General features: G+C 66.6%; 14 protein-coding genes and 2 pseudogenes. 14 read left to right on the forward strand and 2 right to left on the reverse strand.

Features of this window, described 5'->3' with window-relative positions; genetic code table 11:
* Nucleotides 1-14 precede the first annotated feature (14 nt).
* The 8 genes and pseudogenes from smc to ACFWCF_RS19315 form a co-directional block, all read left to right on the forward strand.
* Complete coding sequence (gene smc, locus ACFWCF_RS19280) at nucleotides 15-3,641, forward strand: chromosome segregation protein SMC (protein WP_378564643.1); 3,627 nt, start codon at nucleotides 15-17, stop codon at nucleotides 3,639-3,641.
* A 12-nt stretch (nucleotides 3,642-3,653) separates the two neighbouring features.
* Nucleotides 3,654-5,234: a signal recognition particle-docking protein FtsY gene (gene ftsY / locus ACFWCF_RS19285; protein WP_378564646.1), complete on the forward strand. Its 1,581-nt coding sequence runs from the start codon at nucleotides 3,654-3,656 to the stop codon at nucleotides 5,232-5,234.
* Nucleotides 5,235-5,402: 168 nt separating this feature from the next.
* The gene (locus ACFWCF_RS19290) at nucleotides 5,403-5,546 is read left to right on the forward strand and encodes a hypothetical protein (protein WP_378564649.1); all 144 of its coding nucleotides are present in this window, start codon (nucleotides 5,403-5,405) and stop codon (nucleotides 5,544-5,546) included.
* A complete protein-coding gene (locus tag ACFWCF_RS19295) occupies nucleotides 5,531-6,838 on the forward strand; it encodes an ammonium transporter (RefSeq protein ID WP_378489901.1) in 1,308 nt (435 codons plus the stop codon). Before ACFWCF_RS19290 ends, ACFWCF_RS19295 begins: the two co-directional genes overlap by 16 nt.
* 150 nt (nucleotides 6,839-6,988) lie before the next feature.
* Entirely contained in the window at nucleotides 6,989-7,327 is a 339-nt protein-coding gene (locus tag ACFWCF_RS19300) for a P-II family nitrogen regulator (protein ID WP_378489900.1), read from the forward strand.
* The gene (locus ACFWCF_RS19305) at nucleotides 7,317-9,818 is read left to right on the forward strand and encodes a [protein-PII] uridylyltransferase (RefSeq protein ID WP_378564652.1); all 2,502 of its coding nucleotides are present in this window, start codon (nucleotides 7,317-7,319) and stop codon (nucleotides 9,816-9,818) included. Before ACFWCF_RS19300 ends, ACFWCF_RS19305 begins: the two co-directional genes overlap by 11 nt.
* 138 nt (nucleotides 9,819-9,956) lie before the next feature.
* Nucleotides 9,957-11,528, forward strand: a complete 1,572-nt coding sequence (gene ffh, locus ACFWCF_RS19310) for a signal recognition particle protein (protein ID WP_378489898.1) — start codon at nucleotides 9,957-9,959, stop codon at nucleotides 11,526-11,528.
* 32 nt (nucleotides 11,529-11,560) lie between these two features.
* Nucleotides 11,561-12,266, forward strand: a pseudogene (locus ACFWCF_RS19315) (amidohydrolase family protein); the annotation flags it as partial.
* A 48-nt stretch (nucleotides 12,267-12,314) separates the two neighbouring features.
* On the opposite strand, the gene tnpA reads toward ACFWCF_RS19315, so the two are convergent.
* Complete coding sequence (gene tnpA, locus ACFWCF_RS19320; RefSeq protein ID WP_378564655.1) at nucleotides 12,315-12,731, reverse strand: IS200/IS605 family transposase; 417 nt, start codon at nucleotides 12,729-12,731, stop codon at nucleotides 12,315-12,317.
* Nucleotides 12,732-12,755: 24 nt separating this feature from the next.
* Here tnpA and ACFWCF_RS19325 point away from each other — a divergent pair, with 24 nt between their 5' ends.
* The 6 genes and pseudogenes from ACFWCF_RS19325 to trmD all read left to right on the forward strand — a co-directional run bounded on the left by ACFWCF_RS19325 (nucleotide 12,756) and on the right by trmD (nucleotide 16,471).
* On the forward strand, nucleotides 12,756-14,000 hold the full coding sequence (locus tag ACFWCF_RS19325) for an RNA-guided endonuclease InsQ/TnpB family protein (protein ID WP_378564658.1): 1,245 nt from the start codon (nucleotides 12,756-12,758) through the stop codon (nucleotides 13,998-14,000).
* A gap of 34 nt (nucleotides 14,001-14,034) precedes the next feature.
* Nucleotides 14,035-14,295 (forward strand): annotated as a pseudogene (locus tag ACFWCF_RS19330) (amidohydrolase family protein); the annotation flags it as partial.
* A gap of 172 nt (nucleotides 14,296-14,467) precedes the next feature.
* On the forward strand, nucleotides 14,468-14,896 hold the full coding sequence (gene rpsP, locus ACFWCF_RS19335; protein ID WP_378489897.1) for a 30S ribosomal protein S16: 429 nt from the start codon (nucleotides 14,468-14,470) through the stop codon (nucleotides 14,894-14,896).
* A complete protein-coding gene (locus tag ACFWCF_RS19340; RefSeq protein ID WP_054718064.1) occupies nucleotides 14,896-15,138 on the forward strand; it encodes an RNA-binding protein in 243 nt (80 codons plus the stop codon). Before rpsP ends, ACFWCF_RS19340 begins: the two co-directional genes overlap by 1 nt.
* A 10-nt stretch (nucleotides 15,139-15,148) precedes the next feature.
* Nucleotides 15,149-15,763, forward strand: a complete 615-nt coding sequence (gene rimM, locus ACFWCF_RS19345) for a ribosome maturation factor RimM (protein ID WP_378564662.1) — start codon at nucleotides 15,149-15,151, stop codon at nucleotides 15,761-15,763.
* Nucleotides 15,764-15,766: 3 nt separating this feature from the next.
* Nucleotides 15,767-16,471 (forward strand): tRNA (guanosine(37)-N1)-methyltransferase TrmD, encoded by a 705-nt coding sequence (gene trmD, locus ACFWCF_RS19350; protein ID WP_378489894.1) that lies wholly within the window; start codon nucleotides 15,767-15,769, stop codon nucleotides 16,469-16,471.
* 6 nt (nucleotides 16,472-16,477) lie between these two features.
* On the opposite strand, the gene ACFWCF_RS19355 is transcribed toward trmD, so the two are convergent.
* A complete protein-coding gene (locus tag ACFWCF_RS19355) occupies nucleotides 16,478-17,437 on the reverse strand; it encodes a serine hydrolase (RefSeq protein WP_378564665.1) in 960 nt (319 codons plus the stop codon).
* Nucleotides 17,438-17,513: the final 76 nt, after the last annotated feature.

The following is a 17,513-nucleotide window of genomic DNA, read 5'->3' on the forward strand; positions in this document are numbered from 1 at the left end:
TAAGGTTTTTCCTCATGCATCTCAAGAGTCTGACACTGAAGGGCTTCAAGTCCTTCGCTTCGTCGACGACTCTGCGCTTCGAACCGGGCATCACCTGTGTCGTCGGACCCAACGGCTCGGGAAAATCCAACGTGGTCGACGCCCTCACCTGGGTGATGGGGGAGCAGGGCGCCAAAGCGCTTCGCGGCGGGAAGATGCAGGACGTCATCTTCGCGGGCACCTCTGGCCGCCCGCCGCTCGGTCGCGCCGAGGTGACCCTCACCATCGACAACTCGGACGGGGCACTGCCGATCGAGTACTCGGAGGTGTCCGTCACGCGACGCATGTTCCGCGACGGCGCAGGCGAGTACGAGATCAACGGCAACTCGTGTCGATTGATGGACGTGCAGGAACTTCTCTCCGACTCCGGCATCGGCCGCGAAATGCACGTGATCGTCGGGCAGGGCCGTCTTGCCGCGATCCTCGAATCGCGCCCGGAAGACCGGCGCGCGTTCATCGAAGAAGCCGCCGGGGTGCTCAAACACCGCCGCCGCAAGGAGAAAGCGGTCCGCAAGCTCGACTCGATGCAGGCCAATCTCGCTCGGCTGAACGACCTCACCGCGGAACTCCGACGCCAACTCAAGCCCCTCGGACGCCAAGCCGAGGTCGCGCGCCGCGCTCAGACAGTCCAGGCCGACCTGCGTGATGCGCGGCTGCGTCTTGCCGCCGACGATCTCGTCGCCCGTCGCGCCGAGTTCGTGGGCCAGGACGAGCAGGAACGAGTCCTGCGTGAACGTCTCGACCACGTCAACGTGATGCTCGACGAGGCCACCGCCGACCTCGCTCGCCACGAACAGGCCCTCGCACAACTCACACCGAGCACCGAAGCAGCCTCGCAGATCTGGTTCCGACTCTCGGCCCTCGCCGAACGAGTTTCCGCGACGGTGCGGATCGCACAGGAACGCGCCCGCCACCTCGATGCGGAACCCGAGACCCGCGCCGGTCAGGATCCCGATCAGATGGAGGCGCACGCAGACCGGATCGCCGCCGACGAAGCCGAATTGATCGAGGCCGTCGAGATCGCACACGGCACCCTCGACGCGGCGAAGGAACAACTCGCCGCGCAGGAGGAGTACGCGGCAGCAGCCGAACGGGCCCACATGGCCGCGGTCCGCGCGATCGCCGACCGTCGCGAGGGACTCGCTCGTCTCACCGGCCAGGTCGACACCATCCGGACTCGCACCGACTCGATCGACGGCGAGATCACACGCCTCACCGTTGCGATCGAAGAGGCCCGACGTCGTGGAGTCGACGCGCAGGCCGAGTTCGAAACCGCGCAGGGCCGCATCGACGACCTCGATGCGGGGGAGATCGACGCCGACGCCCAGCACGAACGGGCCGTCGAAGCGGCACGCATCGCCGACGAACGCGTCGAGGAACTTCAGAACGCCGAACGCGCCGCAGGTAAAGAGGTCGCCTCGCTCGGTGCTCGCATCGAGGCTCTGTCGATGGGACTCGAGCGTAAGGACGGCGCTGCGTGGCTGCTCGAGCACCATGCGGACTCCGGTGTGCTGGGACCGCTCGCGGAACGTCTGCGCGTCGAATCCGGTTTCGAAGCGGCGGTCGCCGCTGCACTCGGACCGGCCTCCGACGCCCTCGCGGTCGCGTCGGTCGCAGCGGCGAACTCGCTGGCCACCGCGCTCGCCGACGCCGACCAGGGCCGTGTCGCGTTCCTCGCGGTCGGTGCGGAGGCCCCCGACGCCACAGGTGCGCTTCCCGAGGGTGCTCGGTGGGTGCGCGACGTCGTCGAATGCCCGGACGAACTGCGCGGCGGTCTCGGCGCCATCCTCGCCGGAATCGTGCTGGTCGATGACCTCGAGGCCGCCGCGGCGGTGTGCTCGCAGCGACCGGATCTGCGTGCCGTGACCCGGCGCGGCGATCTCACCGGATCCGGATGGGTCGTCGGAGGATCCGATCGTGCGCCGAGCACACTCGAGATCCAGGCCGCGATCGACTCCTCGCGAGAAGCGCTCGGCGCCGCGGAACACCGTTCGGAAGAGCTCGCTGCTGCACTGACCGGCGCTGCCGAGGAACAGAAGGCGCGCGCCGAGTACGCCGAACAGACACTCGCGGCACTCAACGAATCCGATGCCGCGATGTCGGCGGTCTACGAACAGCTCGGGCGCCTCGGCCAGGCCGCTCGAGGCGCACACGCCGAATCCGAACGTCTCGTCACGCAGCGCGCAGCAGCGGAGAAGGAACGTGACACGGCCCGGGAGAAGCTCGTCGAACTCGAAGAGCGGTTGCGGGTCGCGGAGGACGAACAGGACGGAAGTGGCGAGGGCGCAGGCACCGACTCGACCGCCGCTGAGCGGGAGATGGCCGCGGCAGCTCTCGCCGAGGTCCGCGCGGTCGAGATGGAGGCCCGGCTCACTGCACGCACGGCGGAGGAGCGCGCCGAATCGCTGCGCGGCAAGGCAGACTCGCTGCGGCGTGCCGCACAGGCCGAACGTGAGGCCCGAGCACGCGCCGAGCGAGCACGCGCCACCCGTCGACAGGCAGCTGCGGTCGCTGCTGCGGTTGCCGCAGCCGGTGCCCGCGTGACCGGGGAACTCGAGACCGCGGTCGCCACCGCACACGCACACCGGGAAGAGCTGACCCGCCGCCGCACAGAATGCGCTGAGCAACTCGACCGGGCCAAGGGGCTCGTCCGCGAATTCGCCACTCAGCGCGACCAACTCACCGACGCTGTACACCGAGACGAAGTGGCGCGGGCCCAGGCGGCGCTGCGCATCGAACAGCTCGAGCAGACAATTCTCGAGCAGTTCAGCATTGCGCTCGACGACCTCGTCGCCGAGTACGGCCCCGATGTTCCGCTCCCGCCGACCGAGCTGGAAATGGCCGAGTACGAGCAGGCGCGCGAACGCGGAGAACAGGTGGTTGCTCCGCAGCCGCAGCCGTATGATCGCGCGACCCAGGAACGCAGGGCCAAGCGGGCTCAGAAGGATCTCTCGACGCTCGGAAAGGTCAACCCGCTTGCCCTCGAGGAGTTCGCCGCACTCGAAGAGCGGTACAACTTCCTCGCGACGCAACTCGAGGACGTCAAGAATGCCCGCAAGGATCTGCTGTCTGTGGTCGACGAGGTCGACGCGCGGATCCTGCAGGTGTTCACCGAGGCCTACACCGACGTCGAGCGCGAGTTCGAGCAGGTATTCGCAAAATTGTTTCCCGGCGGTGAAGGCAGACTCGTCCTCACCGACCCGAAGGACATGCTCACGACGGGCATCGAAGTGGAGGCCCGGCCCCCCGGTAAGAAGATCAAGAGGTTGTCGCTGCTGTCCGGTGGTGAGAAATCGCTGACTGCAGTCGCGATGCTCGTGGCGATCTTCCGTGCCCGGCCGTCGCCGTTCTACGTCATGGACGAGGTGGAGGCAGCGCTCGACGACACGAACCTGCGCAGGCTGATCGGGTTGTTCGAACAGCTGCGCGAGAAGTCGCAACTGATCGTGATCACCCACCAGAAGCCGACGATGGAAGTCGCCGACGCGCTGTACGGCGTCAGCATGCGAGGCGACGGCATCACCCGCGTGATCTCCCAACGTCTGCGCGGGCAAAAGGTCACGACACCGGTCCCTGAACCGGAGCAAGAGCTCCAGGCCTGACAGTATGGGTGCGTGAGTACCGGAGCCTGGATAATCATCGCGGCCGCCCTCGCGGTTGTTCTTGTCGCGCTCGTCGTGGGTCTGACCCTCTATCGGCGACGGCAGGTGTCGCTGACGGCGAAGCGCACCCCGCAGCTCGACACTGCGGCAGCCGAGGACCGCTCGGGTGGATACAAAGCGCAGAGCGGATTCAGTTTCAGTCAGGGAGCGACTGCCGCGCCGCCGCAACCGGTCGAACGCCCGGCCCCGAAGCCTGCGCCGGAACCTCGTACCGTGCCGTTGCCGGAGGAGGTCACGGAGGCGCCGCCCACCACGCGCATACCGGTGGTGCCGCCGACAGAACCGAAGCCTGCAGAACCGAAGCCTGCAGAACCGAAGCCTGCAGAACCGAAGCCTGCAGAACCGAAGCCTGCAGAGCCGGAGCCGGTCGAGCCGGAGGCTGCACCCGGCCCCCCCATCGCGGAACCGGAGCCTGCAGAGCCCGAGAGCGCACCTGAAGTCCCGGTCGTTGCTGAGCCTGAGGTTGTTGCCGAGCCCGAGGTCCTGCCCGAGACCGCGGAGCCCGAAGCTCCTGCGCCGATAGATACTGTGCCTGCGCCGGCTGCCCCTGCCGAAACGGAGCCCGCGCCCACTCCCGTCGAAACGCCCCCGGCGCCTGCGCTCGATGAGATCGAGCCGACATCGGGACGACTCGTCCGCCTCCGCGGCCGCCTGGCCCGCTCACAGAACGCGGTGGGCAAGAGCTTGCTCGGTCTGCTCGGTGGCGGCGATCTGGACGAGGATTCGTGGGAGGAGATCGAAGACACGCTCCTCATCGCCGACCTCGGCTCCGCCACCACAACGAAGATCGTCGACCGGTTGCGAGACGAGATAGCGGCGAGCAACGTCCGGACCGAGGCAGACGCGCGTGCGGTGCTCCGTAAGGTGCTCGTCGACGAACTGCGACCCGAACTCGACCGTTCCATCCGCGCCCTGCCTCACGACAACCACCCGGCGGTGCTGCTCGTCGTCGGTGTCAACGGCACGGGTAAGACGACGACGACCGGAAAGCTCGCCCGGGTTCTCGTTGCGGACGGACGTCGAGTCCTGCTCGGTGCTGCCGATACCTTCCGTGCTGCTGCGGCCGATCAGCTCCAGACCTGGGCCGAGCGTGTGGGCGCCGAGGTGGTTCGCGGTAAAGAGGCCGCCGATCCCGCAGCCGTGGCGTTCGATGCCGTGGCGAAGGGCATCGAGAACGGGGTCGACGCAGTACTCATCGATACCGCGGGTCGTCTGCACACGAAGACCGGCCTGATGGACGAGTTGGGCAAGGTCAAGCGTGTCGTCGAGAAGAAAGCCGCCGTCGACGAGGTCCTGTTGGTGCTGGACGCCACGATCGGGCAGAACGGGCTGATGCAGGCCCGAGTGTTCGCCGAGGTCGTCGACATCACCGGCGTGGTGCTGACCAAGCTGGACGGCACTGCCAAGGGCGGAATCGTCTTCCAGGTGCAACACGAACTCGGTCTTCCGGTCAAACTCGTCGGTCTCGGCGAGGGCGCGGACGACCTTGCGCCCTTCGAACCGGGTGCGTTCGTCGACGCGCTACTCGGCTGACCCTGTGGTTCGGCTGACCCTGTGGTTCGGCTGACACTGTTGTTCGGCCGACACTGCCGGCACTTCCGAAAGATCTGATCGAGGCCGCTCCCGCTCCGGCGGGGGCGGCCTTCTGCCGCAGGTGTGTTGGGTGTTCCTGTGAAACATGAACGAAACACATTGTGAAACATGAACGAAACACCGATCCGTCGGGCGTTCACGCCGACGAAACAGGACGGCGCTTCTGCTGAAACATCTCCGCAGCAAGCTTTCCCCAACGACGCGCTCAACGGCGCGGACAACTGGGAGGTGTGCAAGTGGAGGAAGTGGTGAACACCGGCGACGCCGCATGGATGCTCATGGCAGCATCGCTCGTGCTGCTGATGACACCGGGTCTGGCGTTCTTCTACGGCGGCATGTCGCGCGCCAAGTCGGTCCTGAACATGATGATGATGTCGTTCGGTGCGATGGCGCTGATCGCCGTGATCTATGTGCTGTGGGGCTGGTCGATGTCGTACGGCACCGAGGGCATCGGCGGGGTCTTCGCGAATCCGTTCGAGATGTTCGGTCTGCAGGGCGCCATCTACGACGACGAGGGTGGATTCCTGCCGGGTCTCGGCAATTACCCGCAGGTCATCGACATCGGATTCCAGGTCACGTTCGCGATCATCACCACAGCGCTGATCAGCGGTGCACTTGCCGAGCGCGTGAAGTTCGGCACCTGGATGGTGTTCGTGGGTGTATGGGTGACGCTCGCCTACTTCCCGCTCGCCCACATGGTGTGGGGCGGCGGCCTGCTCTCCGGTTCGGAGAACAGCATCGCAGCGATGATGTTCGGCACCGTTGACGACGGGGAGGGCGGGCTCACCGCTGCGGTCCACCCGATCGACTTCGCCGGTGGCACGGTGGTCCACATCAACGCAGGCATTGCCGCGCTGGTGCTCGTGCTCGTCATCGGCAAGCGCACGGGCTTCGGGAAGACCGCGTTCCGTCCGCACAATCTTCCGTTCGTGATGCTCGGCGCTGCGCTGCTGTGGTTCGGCTGGTTCGGTTTCAACGGCGGATCCGCGTTCGCCGCAGACGGTGTCGCCGGTCTGGCGTGGCTCAACACCACGGTGGCGGCTGCCGCCGCGATCCTCGGTTGGCTCGCCACCGAACGTGTCCGCGACGGCAAGGGCACCAGTCTCGGTGCTGCATCGGGTGCCGTCGCCGGTCTGGTCGCCATCACCCCCGCTGCCGGCGCCCTCAGCCCCGTCGGGTCCATCGCTCTCGGTGCTGTCGCCGGTGTTCTCTCGGCACTTGCGGTCGGCCTGAAGTACAAGTTCGGCTACGACGACTCGCTCGACGTCGTGGGTGTGCACTTGGTGTCCGGTCTGTGGGGCACGGTTGCCATCGGTCTTCTGGCCACCGAGACCGGTCTGTTCTACGGAGGCGACTACAAGCAACTCGTCATCCAGATCGTGATCGTCCTGGTCGCGATGGTGTTCACCGCCATCGTCACCGCTGTGATCGTCTTCGCTCTGAGGCCTCTGGGCTGGCGTATCTCCCCCGAGGAAGAAGCTCGTGGAATCGACGAGAACGAGCACGCGGAAACCGCATACGACTTCGCCACTGCCCTGAAGTGAAACTTCGTGTGGGTGCTGAAGTGACACGTCGCCGCTGTACTGAAGTGACGCTTCACCTCGTCACCGAGGCGGAAAGTGGACGAAGATAGCGGGCAAGGGTTACGCGGACAGCAAAGACAACGTCCGGTGGGCACCGGGAAGGGATGAAAAATGAAGCTGATCACGGCAATCGTGAAGCCGTTCACGCTCGAGGACGTCAAGGCAGGGCTCGAACAGGCCGGGGTGCTCGGAATGACGGTGAGCGAGGTGCAGGGCTACGGGCGCCAGAAGGGCCACACCGAGGTGTACCGCGGAGCCGAGTACTCGGTGGACTTCGTGCCGAAGGTGCGCGTCGAGGTCGTCGTCGACGACTCCGTGGTGGACAAGGTGGTCGACACGATCATCGAGGCCTCACGTACCGGAAAGATCGGTGACGGCAAGGTGTGGGTCACCCCGGTGGAATCGGTGATCCGAGTCCGCACCGGAGAACGAGGTACGGATGCACTCTGACCCCCACGGGGCAGAGACCCGAGGCCCAGGACGCGCTGCGCAGGCAGCGGGTCGTGGGCCTTCGGTGTCTTCGAGCCCGAACACGGCGGCAGACCTCTCTGCAGCCCGGAACGCCCTCGTCTCCGGCTCCGGCCGCACCCGCCGCCTCGATACCCAAGCGCTACGTGATGCACTCGTCGACCTGTTCGACTTCTGGCTGACCACCGAGGGTTCCGAACTCGGCATCAGACCGGACAGCGGATTTGCGCTCGTCGCGGTAGGGGGGCTCGGCCGCCGCGAGATGCTGCCGCACTCCGACGTCGACCTCATCCTGCTCCACGACAACATCGATCCCGGCACGGTGTCGTCGGTGGCGGATCGGTTGTGGTATCCCCTGTGGGACGCACACATCCGGCTCGACCACAGCGTCCGGACCGTCCCTCAGGCTCTGCAGGTGGCCTCCGGCGACCTCCCCGCCGCGCTCGGGATGCTCGAAGCCCGACATATCGCCGGTGACAACGAATTGAGCAACCTCCTCATCGGTGGTGTGCGCAGGCAGTGGCGTACCGGGATCCGGAACCGCTTCGACGAGCTGATCGAGATGACAGAAGCGCGCTGGGAGCGGTCGGGTCAGGTCGCGCACCGAGCCGAGCCCGATCTCAAGAGCGGTCGGGGAGGGTTGCGGGACGTACAACTGCTCAACGCGTTGTCCGTCGCGCAGCTCACCGACGGCATGCCCGGCCTCGGACCGGACGCACCCGGGGGTGGCCTGGCCGCTGCCCACCGTCACCTGCTCGACGTCCGTACCGAACTGCACCGTGTCGCGGGTCGTGGCCGTGATCAACTGCAGGCGCAGGACGCCGACGAGATCGGTGCCGCATTGCGCATCGGCGACCGTTTCGACCTGGCGCGGTTGCTCACGGAGTCGGCGCGCACGATCAGCTACTCCGTCGAGGTCGGCGTGCGCACGGCGGGCAACTCCCTGCCGCGCAAAGGATTGTCGCGCCTGCGACGCGGGCCGGTACGTCGACCTCTCGACGAAGGCGTCGTCGAGCACGGGGGCGAGGTCGCGCTTGCCCGCGACGCCCAACCGGGCAAGGACCCGGGCCTGATCACGAGGGTGGCGGCCGCGGCCGCACGATCGGGACTGCCGATCTCCGCGGCGACGTTGACCCGATTGTCGGACCACGCACCGGAACTGCGGGAGCCGTGGCCGCGGCAGGCACTCGACGACCTGATCGTGCTGCTCGCCTCGGGGCCCGCTGCCGTCGACGTCGTTGAGGCACTCGATCGCACGGGACTGTGGGGGCGTCTGTTGCCCGAATGGGGCGCGGTTCGCGACCTCCCGCCACGCGACGCGGTCCACACGTGGACCGTCGATCGTCACCTCGTGGAGACCGCGGTGCATGCGAGTGCGCTCACGACGCGGGTGTCCCGCCCCGATCTGCTGCTCCTCGGAGCCCTCCTGCACGACATAGGTAAGGGCCGCGGCGGCGACCACAGTGTGGTCGGTGCGGAGGTCGCCGACCAGATCGGGACACGCATGGGGCTGTGGCCGTCCGATCTGTCGGTGCTCACGGCAATGGTCCGACACCACCTACTGCTCCCGCACACCGCGACGCGACGCGACATGGACGACCCGACGACCGTCGCAGCGGTAGTGGACGCGTTGGGCGGCGACCCGCTGCTCCTGGAACTGCTGCACGCGCTCGCGGAGGCGGATTCGCAGGCCACCGGCCCCGGTGTCTGGGGCGACTGGAAAGCCTCGCTCATCAGGGAACTCGTGCGGCGGTGCCGCCTGATGATGGCGGGGGAGGATCTTCCCGCGCCCGCCCCGATCGACCCCGAACTCGCGCAACTCGCCGAGGACGGTGCCATGCATGTCTCGCTCGTCCCGCGGCCCGACGGTCGTGGCCACACCGTGACGGTGGTGGCGCCCGACGAGCCCGGGGTGTTGTCCGACACGGCAGGAGTGCTGGCCCTTCACGGACTGCGGGTGCAGTCGGCGTCCATCGGAAGTCACGCGGGAAGCACTGTCAACTCGTTCGCGGTGGTGCCACGATTCGGGGCGCCGCCCGCGGCAGGTCTGCTGCGGCAGGAACTCCTGCGGGCCCGGTCCGGTGACCTCGACCTGCTCGCGGAGCTCGAGGCGAAAGACCGTGCGGCGCGCGAGTCCGCACCGTCGATACGACCCGAACGCGCGGTGCCCGGCACGTACTCCCAGGCACCGCCGCGGCTGATCTGGCTCGACACGACGGATCCGGGGCAGGTGGTGCTGGAGGTCAGGGCGGAAGATCGGATCGGAATGCTCTGTCGCCTCGCAGGCGTCTTCGAAGATCTCGGAGCCGACGTGCGATGGGCGACGGTGACGACGATCGGATCGACCGTCGTCGACTCCTTCTGCGTCGACCTGTCGACAGCCGGAACCAGGGAGTCACGGGAGCGGCTCGAACAGGCCCTGCTGGCCGTCCTTCCGGCTCCCGAACCGCCGAAGCCGACGACCGCGTCGTGACGTGAGGTCGTGCTCCGGGCCGTCCGGCCGGTCTTTCGGCCGACCGGACGGCCCCGCCCTCGGCTGTGGGTGGATCGGAGCGGCTACCCTGGAGCGCAGTATTGTCCGTATTCTCGTCAGACCGCAGGAGCGCATTCGGTGTTCGAATCCCTTTCCGACAGGTTGACAGGTGTCCTCAAGGACCTGCGCGGCAAGGGGCGCCTGTCCGACGCGGACATCGACGCGACGTGTCGCGAGATCCGCCTCGCCCTTCTCGACGCCGACGTGGCGCTGCCCGTTGTGCGCTCGTTCATCAAGAAGATCAAGGAACGGGCCAAGGGCGCCGAGGTCCACGGTGCGCTCAACCCGGCTCAGCAGGTCGTCAAGATCGTCAACGACGAGCTCGTCGGGATCCTCGGCGGCGAGACCCGGCGGCTGCAGTTCGCGAAGAACCCGCCGACCGTCATCATGCTGGCCGGTCTGCAGGGTGCGGGTAAGACCACGCTCGCAGGCAAGCTCGCCAAGTGGCTCAAGGACCAGGGACATACCCCGATGCTGGTCGCCTGCGACCTCCAGCGTCCGGGCGCGGTCACGCAGCTGCAGGTCGTCGGTGAACGTGCCGGTGTGTCGGTGTTCGCGCCGCATCCGGGAACGTCGATCGGCGGAGGCGAGAACGCACTCGGCGTCACGGCCGCCGACCCGGTCGAGGTCGCGCAGCAGGGCATCGCGGAGGCCAGGAACAAGCAGTACGACGTGGTCGTCGTCGACACCGCCGGTCGCCTCGGTATCGACGAGGAGCTGATGGCCCAGGCCGCAGGTATCCGCGACGCCGTCCAGCCCGACGAGACTTTGTTCGTCCTCGACGCGATGATCGGTCAGGACGCCGTGAGCACCGCCGAGGCATTCCGCGAGGGTGTCGGCTTCACCGGCGTCGTGCTCACCAAGCTCGACGGCGACGCACGTGGCGGCGCCGCGCTCAGCGTCCGCGAACTGACCGGTCAGCCGATCCTGTTCGCGTCCACCGGTGAGAAGCTCGAGGACTTCGACGTATTCCACCCCGAACGCATGGCCAGCCGCATCCTCGGCATGGGCGACGTGCTCACCCTCATCGAGCATGCCGAGCAGCACTTCGACGCCACGCAGGCCGAAGCGACAGCCGCCAAGATCGGCAGCGGCGATCTCACCCTCGAGGACTTCCTCGAGCAGATGATGGCCGTGCGCAAGATGGGCCCCATCGCCAACCTGCTCGGCATGCTGCCCGGCGCGGGCCAGATGAAGGACGCGCTCGCGGGTGTAGACGAGAAGCAACTCGACCGGATCCAGGCGATCATCCGCGGCATGACCCCGGCGGAGCGCGCCAACCCGAAGATCATCAACGGCTCCCGTCGGCTGCGGATCGCCAACGGCTCGGGTGTGAAGGTCTCCGACGTCAACCAGCTCGTCGACCGGTTCTTCGAAGCGCGGAAGATGATGTCCGCGATGGCCGGTCAGATGGGCATGCCCGGAGCCCGGCGTAACCAGCGCTCGAAGAAGGGCAAGAAGGGGAAGAAGGGTGGTCGCGGCCCGACTCCGCCGAAGGTGCGGGGCGGTCTTCCCGGCGGCATGCCCGCCGGGTTCCCGGGTCTCGGCGCCGGCATGCCCGATCTGTCGAACATGCCGAAGGGCCTCGACGAACTGCCCCCGGGTCTCGACGGATTCGATCTGTCGAAGCTGAAGTTCCCCAAGAACTAGGGACGCATTCGCGAGAAACAGGAGGGCCGGTCGTGGTCGGGGGCGCTGCTGCAGGTCCGTTCGTCGTGCGCGGCAGGACCCTGCCGGACGGTGAACCCGTCGAATTGTGGATCGGCGCCGACGGCGAGTTCTCCCATGAGCCGCTCCCCGGAGCCGAGGTGCTCTCGACCGACGGCTGGGTACTGCCCGGTCTGGTCGACGCGCACTGCCACGTCGGGATCAGGTTCGGTGGGGGAGTCGAGGACGAAGCGGGTGCCCTCGCGCAGGCCGTCATCGAGCGCGATGCGGGCGTCCTGCTTCTGCGCGACGCCGGGTCCCCGGCCGACACCCGCGCTTTCGACGCCCGGCCGGAACTGCCTCGGATCATCCGGGCGGGACGACACATTGCGCGTCCGAAGCGCTACATCCGGCGACGGCTGGGTCAAACTCATCGGAGACTGGATCGACCGGGAGGGTGCGCGGGTCACCGCGCACGTATTCGGTGAGGATGCGCTGCCGGGCCTGCTCGCCGCCGATATCGACTGCATCGAACACGGTACGGGCCTGACCGACGACACGATCGCGACGATGGCGGCGAACGGCACCGCATTGGTCCCGACCCTGGTCAACATCGAGAACTTTCCCGATATCGCCGACTCGGCCACCCGCTTCCCCACGTATGCCGCGCACATGCGCGACTTGCATGTTCGGGTCGCCGACACCATCGGCGCCGCCCACGACGCAGGCATCCCGATCTACCGATCTCAGTGAGAGTGCTCCATCGTTCACGGTGGAGGTGAATCACCGTCACTCAGGGCGCCGTTGAGACCTCACGTACTCGGCAATCACCGACAACGGCGCGCCGCCCGCAGTCCCGCAGTAGTAGGAACGGGACCATAAATGCCCACCCCACAGGTACCGGGAAAGGTGCTCCGCGTGATCGCGCCGCACGTGCCGCGATGACACACCTTTGAGTGAATTCACCAGCTTCGACAGCTGCACGGTGGCGGGGAAGCCGACGAGCAGGTGCACATGATCGTCCTCGCCGTTGAACTCCCGCAGCTCGCAGCCGAAGTCCGCGCAGACTTTCCGCATGATCTGCTCGCAGTCCGCCAAGATCGGTCCGGTGAACGCGCCACGGCGGAATTGTGTGACGAACACCAAATGCGCATGACAATCCCAGAGAGCATGTCTGCCACGTCTAACAAGGTCAATATCAGTCATGACACCAAATGCTATCGTGCTGGTGTGTTGAAGCGATACCGCTACCGCGCCTACCCCACAGGGGAGCAGCACAGGGCGCTGTCTCAACTGTTCGGGTGCTGCCGGGTCGTGTTCAACGACGCACTCGCCGCGAGGGAATCTGCCCGCAGGGCGGGCCGGTCGATCCCGAGTAAAGGCGAGTTGTCGGCGGCGCTGACTATCGCGAAAACGACTCCCGAACGGGCGTGGTTGGCTGAGGTGTCGTCGGTGCCGTTGCAGCAGTCGCTGGCGGACCTGCATCGCGCGTATGCCAATTTCTTCGATTCCCGCACCGGGAAACGCAAGGGACGCAAGGTCGGTGCGCCACGGTTCAAGAAGCGGACACATCGCCAGTCTGCCCGTTTCACCCGCAACGCGGGTTTCGGTGTGCTCGAGCCGGGCGGTGGTATCGGCCTGGTGCGGTTGCCGAAGATCGGGCGGATCCGGTACGAGTCGTCGCGGCCGTTGCCGGCGGACCCGTCGAGTGTGACGGTGATCCGGGAGGCGGACGGTCGGCACTATGTGTCGTTCGTGGTCGACGAGCCGGAGCCGGTGGTGGTGTCGACCCTGCCGGCTCGGGCTGCCGGTGTGGATGTGGGGTTGACGGATCTGGCGACGATCGTCTATGACGACGGGGCCCGTGAGAAGGTTGACAATCCTCGCTGGTTGCGGTCGAAGGAACGGCGTCTGGGCCGCGCCCAACGGGCATACTCACGCACCATGAAGGGGTCGAAGAATCGGGACAAGGCTCGCCGGAAGGTCGCGGCGGCGCACCGGAAGGTGCGCGAGACCCGCCTGGATCACCACCACAAGCTGGCATTGAGGTTGGTCCGCGAGAACCAAGCGGTCGCCCTCGAGGGATTGTCGGTGGCGGGTGTGGCGCGCACGAGGGTGGCGAAGTCGGTACACGATGCCGGCTGGTCGACGCTGACCCGGTTGATCGAGGAGAAAGCCGCCCGGTATGGCGCGGTGGTCCACACGATCGGCCGGTGGGAGCCGACGTCGCAGGTGTGCGCGGGCTGTGGGGTGCGGGACGGGAAGAAGCCATTGGGTGTGCGGGTGTGGGTGTGCCCGTCGTGTGGGTTGGTGCTGGATCGGGACTATAACGCTGCTGTAAATGTGTTGCTCGCCGCTGGGCTGGTGGAGAGGGTAAACGCTTGTGGAGGGAGCGTAAGACGTGTGCTTGCATGCGCGGACCCGGTGAAGCAGGAACCCGCTGAACAGACCGCACCATCTGGTGAGGCTGCGTAGGAATCCTCCGTGTTCACGCGGGGGAGGAAGTCAAGCGGGCACCGATGCAGGCGGGCAGGTGCAACACGGGCGGATCGCCGACGAGATCGCAGCGCTCGCCAAGGCCGGACTCGACGCGAACGAGGCCTTCGGCGCAGCGAGCTGGGCGGCACGCACCTGGCTCGGTCATCCGAGTCTCGAGCCGGGCACCTCCGCCGATCTGATCGTCTACGCGAACGACCCGCGCATCGATCCGGCCGCCGCTCGCCCCGACCTGGTGGTTCTCCGCGGCGCTGTCGTCGCGGGCTCCGCGTGACCGCCGATTTCCCGTCCGGTTCCCACGTCTGGCAGAATGGACCGCTGTCGTCGCATCCGGTTCCGTACCGCGCGGCGGTCACAGGTTAGAGGCAAAACCGGGCGTGCCAATCGGGCGCGTCGTCCGAATTGCACGTGACATGCGCGCCCCGCGCGCGAAGGAGAACACAGCAGTGTCTGTCAAGATCAAGCTCACCCGCCTCGGTAAGATCCGCAACCCGCAGTACCGCGTCGTCGTCTCCGACTCACGCACCCGCCGCAACGGCCGTGCGATCGAGACCATCGGCCGGTACCAGCCGAAGGAAGATCCGTCGATCATCGAGATCGATTCGGAGCGCGCACAGTACTGGCTGAGCGTCGGTGCGCAGCCCACCGAGCCGGTTCTCAACCTCCTCAAGATCACCGGCGACTGGCAGAAGTTCAAGGGCCTGCCGGGCACCGAGGGCACCCTGCGCAAGGCAGAGCCCAAGCCGTCCAAGCTCGAGCTGTTCCAGGCTGCACTCGCGCAGGCCGAGAACGCACCGGCCGCCGAGGCCATCACGCCCAAGAAGAAGAAGGCAGCCAAGGAAGAGGCTGCTGAGTCCACCGAGGCCGCCGAGTAATGAGCGCCGTGGTGGCCGATGCGGTCGAGCATCTCGTCCGTGGCATCGTTGCGCACCCTGATGATGTGCGCGTCGATCTCATCACCGGTCGCCGTGGCCGCACCGTCGAGGTTCACGTCAATCCTGACGACCTCGGCAAGGTGATCGGTCGCGGTGGCCGCACTGCGACGGCACTGCGGACCCTCGTCACCGGTATCGGTGGCCGAGGAATCCGCGTCGACGTCGTCGACACCGACCGCTAGGCGCGCGTCGGTGGAGCTCGTAGTGGGCCGTGTGGTGAAGTCGCACGGCATCAAAGGTGAAGTGGTCGTCGACGTTCGCACCGACGAACCCGAGGAGCGCTTCGCCGTGGGCGCGGTCCTGCGTGGCCGCAAGCCCCGCGAGCAGGAGCTGCACAACTACACGGTGGAAGCCGCCCGGGAGCATTCCGGGCGGCTTCTGCTGCGTCTGAACGGTGTGGCAGATCGCACCGGATCCGATGCGATACGCGGTGTCCTGTTCGTCGTCGACAGCGCCGACCTGTCGCCGTCCGACGATCCCGACGAGTTCTACGATCACGAACTCGAAGGATTGCCGGTCCGGATCGTGGCGGGCCGTCCCGACGGTGGTACCGAGATCGGAACCGTGCGGGAGGTCCTGCACACCGCTGCGGGCGAGCTTCTGTCGATCCGAGCGGCCGATGATGCGCGCCGGGAGATCCTCATCCCGTTCGTCACCGAGATCGTGCCGACAGTGTCGGTCGCGGACGGCGTGATCGAGATCGATCCACCGGAGGGCCTGCTCGATCCCGATTTCGGAGAGCCGCCCGCCAAAGCGAAGAAGCAGCAGGACATGAAGCGGCGTCGGGCAACCGAGGAGGACGAGTAGTCCGTGCGGCTCGACGTCGTCACTATCTTCCCCGAGTATCTCGAACCGCTGCGCGCCGCCCTGCTCGGCAAGGCGATCGACAAGGGTCTGATCTCGGTCGGAGTGCACAACCTGCGCGACTGGACGCATGACGTCCACAAGGCCGTCGACGATTCGCCCTACGGGGGCGGTCCCGGCATGGTCATGAAACCGACCGTCTGGGGACCGGCTCTCGACGATGTCCTCGGCGTTGCCGACGACGCAACCGACGGGGATGTCCTGCTCGTCGTCCCGACTCCCGCAGGGAAACCCTTCGATCAGGCCACGGCGCAACGGTGGTCGACCGAAAAGCGCATCGTCTTCGCGTGCGGTCGATACGAGGGAATCGATCAGAGAGTCTTCGACGACGCAGAGAAGCGCGTGCGTGTCGAAGAAGTCAGTATCGGCGACTACGTTCTGATCGGCGGCGAGGTTGCGGTGCTGGTCATGGCGGAGGCGGTGGTGCGCTTGCTTCCGGGTGTCCTCGGCAATCAGCAGTCGCACCAAGAGGATTCGTTCTCCGACGGTTTACTCGAAGGCCCGAGTTACACGCGACCCGCCAGTTGGCGGGGACTCGACGTGCCCCCGGTACTGCTGTCCGGCGACCACGGAAAGGTCGCGCAGTGGCGTCGCGAACAGTCGTTGATCCGGACGCGCGAGCGGCGCCCGGATCTGCTCGCCGACGACTGAGCGGGATCAGCCGAACACGGTCTTCACCATCATCGTCACGGTATCTCGTGCGTGCTGGGCGCTGGCGTCGTCGGACGCGTCATACACCGAAGTGTCCGGAACGAACAGACCGTCGTACTCGGAATCCTCGTAGTTCACCGTCTCCCGCGACAACACGGCGACCACGTATCGGTGGTAATTGCCGAAGAACCCGGTCGACAGATGAATCCACTGCGAGTCGAGGCAACACATCCACCCCGCCTTCACTCCGAGGTCGACAGCGGACGGGAGACCGTCGGGAAGACCGAACCTCTGATCGTAGCCGTCGGATCCGGTGGGATCGAACTCGAGTAGAGACCCGATGATTCGGGCGGCAGAGGATTCGTCGAGCCCTCCTCTGCCGCTGAGTAGGTCGTCGTACCAGGTGAGGATGTCGGATGCGGTTGTGACGGTATTCCACCAGGAATCGACCGATGCCACCGTCCCGTCGAGGCTGTGTCGCTCGGCGACACGTTCGACGATCTCGTGCCCGTCGAACGCCTCCCACAACAGGTTCGCCGCCGAATCGTCCGAATGCGTGAGCATCTCCCGGATCAGGTCATAGTCCTCATCGGCGAGCAGGATCTCGCCGATCGATTCCCGGAACAACAGATCGTCGGCGATGAACAATTTGACCACCGACGCCGTCGCGAGAGGTTCGTTCACACCGCCGACCGTCCTCGCGCCGGTCGCGCGGTCGAGGACAGCGACAGTCACCTCCGCACCGCGCTCGGCGGCGAGTTCGGTCGCCGCATCGATACGCTGCGCGAGCGCGTCCATCCTGATCGGCACACCGGTGTCGATGCCGGTGCTCATCTCGACCTGAAGGCCGGCAGCGGACACATCCGACGCGAAATCGGTGGTCTCGCCGAGGGGTGCTCCGCATGCCGAAATCGTTGCTGTCACGACCAGCAACGCAAGGCACGACCGGAACCGATCCCTGGTCATCAAAGCTCCTGTATTCCATTGTGCAGCGCGCAGCGCGCTGTCGGCCGAAGTTCGGTGTCCCGCCGGACATGGGCTC

Source organism: Rhodococcus sp. NPDC060090 (assembly GCF_042729855.1).
In the GTDB taxonomy this organism is placed as follows: Bacteria; Actinomycetota; Actinomycetes; order Mycobacteriales; family Mycobacteriaceae; genus Rhodococcus.